3 protein-coding genes, 1 tRNA gene and 1 rRNA gene are annotated in these 9,851 nt (G+C 68.3%); 4 read left to right on the top strand and 1 reads right to left on the bottom strand.

What is annotated here, in order from left to right; all coding sequences use genetic code 11:
* The 3 genes from rrf to ACIQWG_RS39810 all read left to right on the top strand — a co-directional run.
* Positions 1-87: ribosomal RNA gene (gene rrf, locus ACIQWG_RS39820) — 5S ribosomal RNA — on the top strand; the annotation flags it as partial.
* A gap of 113 nt (positions 88-200) precedes the next feature.
* Positions 201-863: a DegT/DnrJ/EryC1/StrS family aminotransferase gene (locus ACIQWG_RS39815; protein WP_404105740.1), complete on the top strand. Its 663-nt coding sequence runs from the start codon at positions 201-203 to the stop codon at positions 861-863.
* A gap of 75 nt (positions 864-938) precedes the next feature.
* Positions 939-1,014 (top strand) — tRNA-Thr (locus tag ACIQWG_RS39810).
* A 60-nt stretch (positions 1,015-1,074) separates the two neighbouring features.
* Here ACIQWG_RS39810 and ACIQWG_RS39805 read toward each other — a convergent pair.
* On the bottom strand, positions 1,075-3,819 hold the full coding sequence (locus tag ACIQWG_RS39805; protein WP_404105727.1) for a SpoIIE family protein phosphatase: 2,745 nt from the start codon (positions 3,817-3,819) through the stop codon (positions 1,075-1,077).
* A 378-nt stretch (positions 3,820-4,197) separates the two neighbouring features.
* On the opposite strand from ACIQWG_RS39805, the gene ACIQWG_RS39800 reads away from it, so the two are divergent.
* The gene (locus ACIQWG_RS39800; RefSeq protein WP_404105724.1) at positions 4,198-9,672 is read left to right on the top strand and encodes a HAMP domain-containing protein; all 5,475 of its coding nucleotides are present in this window, start codon (positions 4,198-4,200) and stop codon (positions 9,670-9,672) included.
* The last annotated feature ends 179 nt before the right edge of the window (positions 9,673-9,851 follow it).

Below are 9,851 nucleotides of genomic sequence, written 5' to 3'. Positions count from 1 at the left end.
GGTTACATTCCGAACCCGGAAGCTAAGCCTTACAGCGCCGATGGTACTGCAGGGGGGACCCTGTGGGAGAGTAGGACACCGCCGAACTCCTTTTATCGGGTTGGACCCGGAACTTCCGTTCCGGGTCCAACCCTTTTTTGTTGTGCGTCACCTGAAGTTCACGTAACGCAACCAACATCCCCCACATGGGTACTGCTGCAATGCTCAGGGCCGCCGGCGTCGGAGTCGGTGACGAGGTCGTCGTACCGGCCTTCGGGAACGCCGAAGTCGCCGAGGCCGTGGTCCTGGCCGGGGCTCTGCCGGTGTTCGCAGACATAGATCCGCTGACCTATTGCCTGGACGGCGTCGCCGTCGAGGCGGCCGTCACCTCGCGTACGGCGGCCGTGGTGGCCGTACACCGATTCGGTCGGTCTGCCGATATCGCTCGGTTGCACGAAGTCGGCCAGCGGCACGGGCTGTTGGTGTTGGAGCAGGGTGAGTCCGAGGTTCCGTACGACGAGATCGCTCAGCGCAGGCAGCGGGCCTCGTACCTGGATGCGAAGCTGAAGGGCGTGCTCACGCCCGATGGCGGTGACGGGCACACCTATCAGCAGTACGTCGTGCGGGTGCCGGGGAACGGGCGGCCGGATCGCGACGCGTTCGCTCGGGCCGTGCGGGCCAGGGGAGTTGAGTGCCGGGTGCCGGTGAAGACTCCGGTGCATCGGCTTCCCGAGTTCCGGCGGTGTGTGTCGCTGCCGGAGACCGAGCGGGCCGCTGACGAAACGTTGGCTCTGCCCGTCGACGCCTCGCTGACCAAGCGGGACATGCAGCGCGTCGTGTCCGCCTGCAACGCGCTCGGAGGACTGCTCCAGCCCGCCTTCTGATGGGTTTGGGGCACGGGTGTGTTCGGGGTATGATCTATTCCGTTGCCGCGAGGGGAACTTCGCAAAAGGCAGCAGGCCCCTATAGCTCAGTCGGTAGAGCGTCTCCATGGTAAGGAGAAGGTCAACGGTTCGATTCCGTTTGGGGGCTCCACCAGAAAGGCCCCGCCCATTCGGGCGGGGCCTTTTTCATGCCCTTTTGCCGATCTTGCGCTCAGTCCTTGTGGAGACCCGGGACACGCATGGCCAGGATCGCCATGTCGTCGGACGGGGCGTCAGAGGCGAAGCGTTCGACCGCGCGCATGATGCGAGCCGCCACCGCGCCCGCCGTGAGGCCGGTGCAGGTGGTGAGGACGTCGGTGAGACCGTCGTCGCCGAGCATGCGGCTGCCCTCGCGGCGCTCGGTGACGCCGTCCGTGACGCAGAGGAGGACATCGCCGGGGTCGAGGGTGACCGTCTGCTCGTAGAGCTCCAGGTCCTCCATGACGCCGAGCAGCGGCTGGGGCTCCGCGGCCGGCTCGACCGTGCCGTCCTGGCGGAGGCGGAGCGGGAGCGGGTGGCCGGCGCAGACCACCTTGAGTTCGGCGCTGCCGTCCTCCTGCGGCCTCAACTCGCCGTAGAGCAGCGTCAGGAAGCGGCTGCGGGCGCCCTCGTCGAGGATGGCGGAGTTCAGGCGCTCCAGCACCGCCGGGCCGCTGAGGCCCTCGCGGGCGAGGAGGCGCAGGGCGTGCCGGGCGAGGCCGGTGACCGCCGCGGCGTTCGGGCCCGTACCGCAGACGTCGCCGATGGCGAAGCCGTAGGCGCCGTCGCTGATGGGGAAGAGGTCGTAGAAGTCGCCGCCGACCTCGTTGCCCTCGCCGGCCGCGCGGTAGATGACCTCGACCTCGACGCCGCCGATCTCGGGGAGCTCGGGCGGCAGGAGGCTGCGCTGGAGGGACTGGCTGATGGCGGTGCGCTCGGAGTAGAGACGGGCGTTGTCCAGGGCCAGGGCGGCCCTTCGGGAGAGGTCCTCGGCCAACTCCAGGATTTCCTGGCGGAAGTGTTCGTCCGTCGGCTTGCCGAGCGTCAGCATGCCGATGACTCGGTTGCGGGCCACCAGGGGCAGTACGACCGTCTCGCCGCCCACAGCGGACGCGGTGGCGAGGGTGGGGCCGATGCCCGCGCTGATGCGGCCGATGGGTTCGCCGAGGCCGAGGCTGCGCATGGAGGTGCGCAGGGCCGCCTGGTGGGCGGACTCGGCGGGGGCGGACCAGACGCGGGCGCCGGGGGTGGCGATCGGCTCCGGTGGGGAGATCTTCGACAGCAGCGACTTGATGCCGTCGATGAGCTCCTCGTCCTCGTGCAGGACGTAGGAGAGGTAGGGCTCGGAGGCCTGGTCGGCGATCGTGTAGACCGCGCACCAGGTGGCCAGGGTCGGGACCGTCATCTGGGCCATGAGGGCCAGGGTCTGGTCGCGGTCCAGGGTGCCGGCCAGGAGGTCGGAGGCCTCGACGAGGAAGCTGAGGGAGCCGCGGCGCAGGCGTTCGAGTTCGCCGAGGCGGGCCGACTCGACCGCCAGCGCGATGCGGTCGGCGGCGAACTGGAGGCGCAGTGCCTCCTCGTTGGAGTATCTGCCGGGGCCCTCGGCGGCCACGCCCAGGGAGCCGGTGAGGCGGCCCTCGACCTTGAGGGGGACCGTGACGACCGAGCGCATGCCGGTGCCCCTGAGGAGGGGTACGGCGCCGGGGACCATCGTGAGGTCCTCGTGGACGGCCGGCATGCGGGCGGAGCCGTAGCGGCCGGGGCCCGCTTCGACGGGCACGCGCGCGAAGCGCTGGCGGGCGGAGGGCAGGCCGGTGGAGGCGCGGACCTCCAGTTCCGTCTCGTCGTCGGTCGCCAGGAGCAGGAAGGCGGAGTCGCCGTCGAGCATGTCGCGGGCGCGTTCCACCGTGCGTTGGAGGAGGCCGTCGAGGTCGTCCGGGGCCGGGGAGCCGATGAACACCTCGAACGGGTCGGTGCTCTGGGACTCGGAGGCGGTGTCGGAGGCGGGGACGCGCAACGGGGTCTGGAGGACGGCGCGTTCGTGGTTGCGGACCAGGAGGCAGACCGTGGAAGGGTCGCCGTCGGTGTCGCGGACGCGGAGGTGGGAGGCGTACACCGGGGTGACGCGGCCGTTGGCGCCCCTTATGCCGTAGCTGCCTTCCCAGCGCGAGAGTTGGAGCGCCTCCGCGATGCCGGTGCTGGTGCCCGGGGTGTGCGGCCAGGCGGCGAGGTCGGTCAGGGGCTTGCCGATGACCTGCTCGGCGGCATAGCCGAAGAGTTCCTCGGCGTCCTCGTTCCACGACGAGATGGCGCCCGTGCGGTCGATCTGGACGACGGCGACGCGGACGCGGCCGTCGGCGAGCGGGAGGAGGTCCGAGGGCAGCGACGGGCCGGCCGCGCGGGTGCCCACCGGGCGTTCGGGGAGCTCGAGTTGGAACCAGACCTGCTTGTGCGTGGGCGTGTACTCGACGCCCCAGCGGCCGGCCAGGGCCGCGCACAGCTGGAGGCCGCGGCCGCCCTCGCGGTCAGGGCTGCCCATGTTGACGGGCGAGGCCTGGAGCGGGATCTCGCGCTCGGGATACCGGTCGGCCACCTCGATTCGTACGCCATCTTCACTGCGCAAGCACAGGACGTCCGCGGAAGTGCCCGCGTGCACGACGGCGTTGGTCACCAGTTCGCTGGTGAGGACGACGGCGTCGTCGACGATGTCGGCGAAGCCCCAGCCCTGGAGGGTGTCGCGGACGAAGGAGCGGGCGCTCGCGACCGATCGCCCGACGGGATCGAAGCTGGCTGCCGCACGCGCGGTGATCACTGAACTCCTCGTCCGATTGTCTCCATGCAGGGCTCCGTGGCCGCCCGGCTCGTGCCGCTGGTGCGGCATCTGCGCGCCCGTCGGCCGCTCCGGGGATTGTCCCCCCGGGATCAGTCCGGTGGTCATGTCCGGCTGCCCCTCCGATGCCCGCTCGTACTCCTCCTGTCACCGCCCAGGCCGGACGGGACCGGCGCGGCTGGACAGCCGCATGCAAGGTTACTTACCTTCGCCGTCCATGCGGATGCCGGTCGGCAGTGTTTCCGCCCGGAGGGTGTGCGGACGATGTGCGAAGCTGCCGAACTGTTATGGCCGGGTTCAGCAGGGGTGAAACACTGGGCAAGCTTCTTGTGAAGGTCCGGTCAGGCTGGGTGTCATTCGCGTACCGCGGGCAGCAGCACGTGGTGTGGCCTGGTATATCCGGCAGGAATACTCATCGGTAATGGGTACGCCGAACAGTAGAACTCGAGCACGGCAGTGACGGTCGACCCCTGCGGGAGGGACACAGTGGAGTCTGGCGCAGCGACGCGGGGCACTAAGACGCGCGCGAAAGGCGGACAGTCCCTGAGGAACGAGCGCAAGGCGCGTGGCGGGACCACCGCCGTGGACACGGCTGCCTTGAACCGGCTGCTGGCGGCCCTCGTGGCGATGCGCGACGGGAACTTCCGGAAGCGGCTCACGGTGTCCGGGGACGGCGTGATGGCGGAGATCGCCGCCGTCTTCAACGAGGTGGCCGACCGCAATATCCACCTCACGGGTGAGCTGGCGCGGGTACGGCGCATGGTCGGGCGTGAGGGCAAGCTCACGGAACGGTTGGAGACGGGCGCCTGTGAGGGCTCCTGGGCCGCCGCCATCGACAACTCCAACGCCCTGGTCGACGATCTCGTACGGCCCGTCTCCGAGGTCAGCCGGGTGCTGTCCGCGGTGGCCGACGGTGATCTGTCGCCGCGTATGGAGCTGCGGTCGCAGGGTCAGGAGGGGGGCGGTCATCCGCTTCGGGGTGAGTTCCTCAAGGTCGGGCGGACTGTAAACAACCTTGTCGATCAGCTGTCCACGTTCACCGACGAGGTCACGCGGGTGGCCAGCGAGGTGGGCACCGAGGGCAAGCTCGGCGGGCAGGCACGCGTGCGTGGGATGTCCGGTTCGTGGAAGGACCTCACGGACTCCGTCAACACCATGGCGTACCGGCTGACCGCGCAGGTGAGGGACATCGCGCTGGTGACCACGGCGGTCGCCAAGGGTGATCTGTCCCGCAAGGTCACCGTGCATGTGGCCGGCGAGATGCTGGAGCTGAAGAACACCGTCAACACGATGGTGGACCAGCTGTCCTCCTTCTCATCCGAGGTGACGCGAGTCGCCCGGGAGGTGGGCACCGAGGGTGAGCTCGGCGGGCAGGCGAAGGTGCCGGGTGTGGCCGGCGTGTGGAAGGACCTCACCGATTCGGTGAACCTCATGGCCGGCAACCTGACGGCGCAGGTGCGAGGAATCTCGCAGGTGACGACCGCGGTCGCCAACGGTGATCTGTCGCAGAAGGTGACCGTGTCGGCGCGGGGCGAGGTCGCCCAGCTCGCGGACACGATCAACCAGATGACCGAGACGCTGCGGATCTTCGCCGACGAGGTCACGCGCGTGGCCAACGAGGTCGGCGCCGAGGGACGCCTGGGCGGCCAGGCGAACGTGCCGGGTGCCGCGGGGACGTGGAAGGACCTGACGGACTCCGTCAACACGGTCTTCCGGAACCTCACCATTCAGGTGCGGGACATCGCCGCCGTGACGACGGCTGTGGCCAACGGTGACCTGTCGCAGAAGGTCACGGTCGACGTGGCCGGCGAGATGCTGGAGCTGAAGAACACCGTCAACGGCATGGTCGACCAGCTGTCGTCCTTCGGTGCCGAGGTGACGCGGGTCGCGCGTGAGGTCGGTGTCGAGGGTGAGCTGGGCGGACAGGCGCAGGTGCCAGGTGCGGCGGGGACGTGGAAGGACCTGACGGACTCCGTCAACACCGCGTTCCGGAACCTCACCGGACAGGTGAGGAACATCGCGCAGGTCACCACGGCGGTGGCCAACGGCGACCTTTCTCAGAAGGTCACCGTGGACGTCTCCGGCGAGATGCTCCAGCTGAAGAACACCGTGAACACGATGGTGGACCAGCTGTCGTCCTTCGCCGACCAGGTGACGCGGATGGCCCGGGACGTGGGTACGGAAGGCCGGCTGGGCGGTCAGGCCGTCGTACCGGGGGTCGCCGGCACGTGGAAGGAGCTCACCGACTCCGTCAACGGAATGGCAGGAAACCTCACCGCGCAGGTGCGCAACATCGCCCAGGTGACCACCGCGGTGGCTCGCGGTGACCTGTCCCAGAAGATCGACGTCGACGCGCGCGGCGAGATCCTGGAGCTGAAGAACACCATCAACACGATGGTCGACCAGCTCTCCGGCTTCGCCGATCAGGTGACCCGGGTGGCCCGCGAGGTGGGCACCGAGGGCCGGCTGGGCGGTCAGGCGCAGGTGCCCGGTGTGGCCGGTGTGTGGCGGGACCTGACCGACTCCGTGAACGGAATGGCAGGAAACCTCACCGCCCAGGTCCGCAACATCGCGCAGGTCGCCACGGCGGTCGCGCGCGGTGACCTGTCCCAGAAGATCACCGTGGACGCACGCGGCGAGATCCTGGAGCTCAAGAACACGCTGAACACGATGGTGGACCAGCTGTCGTCGTTCGCGGAGGAGGTCACCAGGGTCGCCCGTGAGGTGGGCACGGAGGGTCAGCTCGGCGGTCAGGCCGAGGTGCAGGGTGTCTCCGGCACCTGGAAGGACCTCACGCAGTCCGTGAACTTCATGGCGAACAACCTGACCATCCAGGTGCGCAACATCGCCGAGGTCACCACCGCGGTCGCCAAGGGAGACCTGTCCAAGAAGATCACCGTCGACGCGAAGGGCGAGATCCTCGAACTCGTCACCACCGTCAACACGATGGTCGATCAGCTGTCGTCGTTCGCCGAGCAGGTGACCCGAGTCGCCCGTGAGGTGGGCACCGAGGGCATCCTGGGCGGCCAGGCGCATGTGCCGGGCGTCGTCGGTATCTGGAAGGACCTCAGCGACAACGTCAACCTGATGGCCAAGAACCTGACCATGCAGGTGCGGAACATCTCCCAGGTCGCGGCGGCGGTCGCCAACGGCGATCTGACGCGGACGGTGACGATCGAGGCGCGCGGTGAGGTCGCGCAACTCGCCGACACCTTCAACACGATGGTGAAGACGCTGAGTTCGTTCGCCGACCAGGTCACCAAGGTGGCCCGCGAGGTGGGCACGGACGGCATCCTCGGCGGTCAGGCGCACGTACCCGGTGTGGCCGGTACGTGGAAGGACCTCACCGAGTCCGTGAACCAGATGGCGTCCAACCTGACCGGGCAGGTGCGCAACATCGCCCTCGTCACGACCGCCATCGCCAAGGGTGACCTGTCCAAGAAGATCGACATCGACGCGCGCGGCGAGATCCTCGAGCTGAAGACGACGATCAACACGATGGTCGACCAGCTGTCGTCCTTCGCCGAGGAGGTGACCCGAGTCGCCCGCGAGGTGGGCACCGAGGGACAGCTCGGCGGCCAGGCCCGCGTGCGGGACGTCGACGGCACCTGGCGCGACCTCACCGAGTCCGTGAACGAAATGGCAGGAAACCTTACTCGGCAGGTGCGCGCCATCGCGCGCGTGGCCACGGCGGTGACCCGAGGCGACCTGAACCTGAAGATCGACGTCGACGCGTCCGGCGAGATCCAGGAACTCCAGGACTACATCAACAAGATGATCGCCAACCTGCGCGACACCACGATCGCCAACAAGGAGCAGGACTGGCTCAAGGGCAACCTGGCCCGGATCTCGGCGCTGATGCAGGGCCGGCGCGACCTCGCGGACGTGGCCTCGCTGATCATGAGCGAGCTGACGCCGGTGGTGACCGCGCAGCACGGCGCCTTCTTCGTCGCCATGCCGCTGCTCGACGGCAAGGACCTGGCCGCCGAGAACGACGACCAGTACGAACTGCGGATGCTGGGGTCGTACGGCTACTCGATGGGTTCCATGCCGACGTCCTTCAGGCCGGGTGAGGCGCTCATCGGGACGGCCGCCGAGGAAAAGCGCACGATCCTCGTGGAGAACGCGCCCAGCGGCTATCTGAAGATCTCCTCCGGGCTCGGCGAGGCGCCTCCGGCGCAAGTGATCGTCCTTCCGGTGCTCTTCGAGGGCAAGGTGCTCGGTGTCATCGAGCTGGCGTCCTTCACCCCCTTCACGCAGATCCAGAAGGATTTCCTCAACCAGATCGCCGAGATGATCGCGACCAGCGTCAACACCATCTCCGTCAACACCAAGACCGAGGTGCTGCTGAAGCAGTCGCAGGAGCTGACCGAGCAACTGCGTGAGCGGTCGGCCGAGTTGGAGAACCGGCAGAAGGCCCTCCAGGCGTCCAACGCCGAGCTGGAGGAGAAGGCCGAGCTGCTGGCCCAGCAGAACCGCGACATCGAGGTGAAGAACACCGAGATCGAGGAGGCGCGGCAGGTCCTGGAGGAGCGCGCCGAGCAACTGGCCGTGTCCATGCGCTACAAGAGCGAGTTCCTCGCCAACATGTCGCACGAGTTGCGGACGCCGCTGAACTCGCTGCTGATCCTCGCCAAGCTGCTCGCCGACAACGCCGAGGGCAACCTCTCGCCGAAGCAGGTCGAGTTCGCCGAGACCATCCATGGCGCCGGCTCGGACCTGTTGCAGCTGATCAACGACATCCTGGACCTGTCGAAGGTCGAGGCGGGCAAGATGGACGTCTCGCCGACGCGTATCGCGCTCGTCCAGCTCGTGGACTACGTGGAGGCCACCTTCCGGCCGCTGACCGCGGAGAAGGGCCTGGACCTGTCCGTACGGGTCTCCCCGGAGCTGCCGGCCACGCTGCACACGGACGAGCAGCGCCTCCTCCAGGTGCTGCGAAACCTGCTGTCCAACGCGGTGAAGTTCACCGACTCCGGGTCGGTCGAGCTGGTCATCCGGCCCGCCGGGATGGATGTCCCGCAGACGATCCGGGAGCAGCTGCTGGAGACCGGCTCGCTGACCGAGGCGGACGCGCCGCTGATCGCATTCTCGGTGACCGACACCGGCATCGGGATCGCCGCCAGCAAGATGCGGGTGATCTTCGAGGCGTTCAAGCAGGCGGACGGCACGACCAGCCGCAAGTACGGCGGCACCGGTCTGGGGCTGTCGATCTCGCGGGAGATCGCCCAGCTGCTCGGCGGTGAGATCCACGCCCAGAGCGAGCCCGGACGTGGCTCGACGTTCACGTTGTATTTGCCGCTGCACCCCAGCGAACTGCCTCCGCACGGCTATCAGCAGCAGCTGCCGGCCCTGGACGCGGGCGACCTGGTGGCCTCGGCGGCCGAACTGGCGGAGCTGTCCGACGTCGAGATCGAGACGCCCGCCGAGGTGCGGTCGTACCGGGAGACGCAGAACGGCGCCGCCGCGCTCTTCAGGCGCCGCCGCAGGGCCGCCAACGAGCTGGAGCAGCGTCCTGCCCAGCTGGAGCAGTGGACGGCACCGGAGCAGAGCGCGGCTCCGCAGTCGCGCCGGGGCATCCGGTTCGGCGGTGAGAAGGTGCTGATCGTCGACGACGACATCCGCAACGTCTTCGCGCTGACCAGTGTCCTGGAGCAGCACGGCCTGTCGGTGCTGTACGCCGAGAACGGCCGTGAGGGCATCGAGGTGCTGGAGCAGCACGACGACGTGGCGGTCGTCCTGATGGACATCATGATGCCGGAGATGGACGGGTACGCGACGACGACGGCGATCCGCAGGATGCCGCAGTTCGCCGGGCTCCCGATCGTCGCGCTGACCGCGAAGGCGATGAAGGGCGACCGGGAGAAGGCGATCGAGTCGGGCGCGTCCGATTACGTGACGAAGCCGGTCGATCCCGATCATCTCCTGGCGGTGATGGACCAGTGGATGAGGGATCAGTGACGACAGCCGACAGTGTTCACACGGAGTTGCTGACTCAGTGTGCTCGAAGCCGTGTAGAAGTGCGGGATACGGGGAACCTTCTGGTCTCCTGCTGCGTTTCTGCTACGTGCACAGTGACATCGCGGTGACAGGGTGTGGCGACAGGCAGGGTGCGGCTACCATGACCGGCACGAGGGCGG

Origin of the sequence: Streptomyces sp. NPDC098781 (assembly GCF_044759995.1) — a bacterium.
GTDB lineage: Bacteria > Actinomycetota > Actinomycetes > Streptomycetales > Streptomycetaceae > Streptomyces.
Note: the sequence above shows the minus strand (reverse complement) of the source record. Positions and strands in the feature narration are given on the sequence as shown.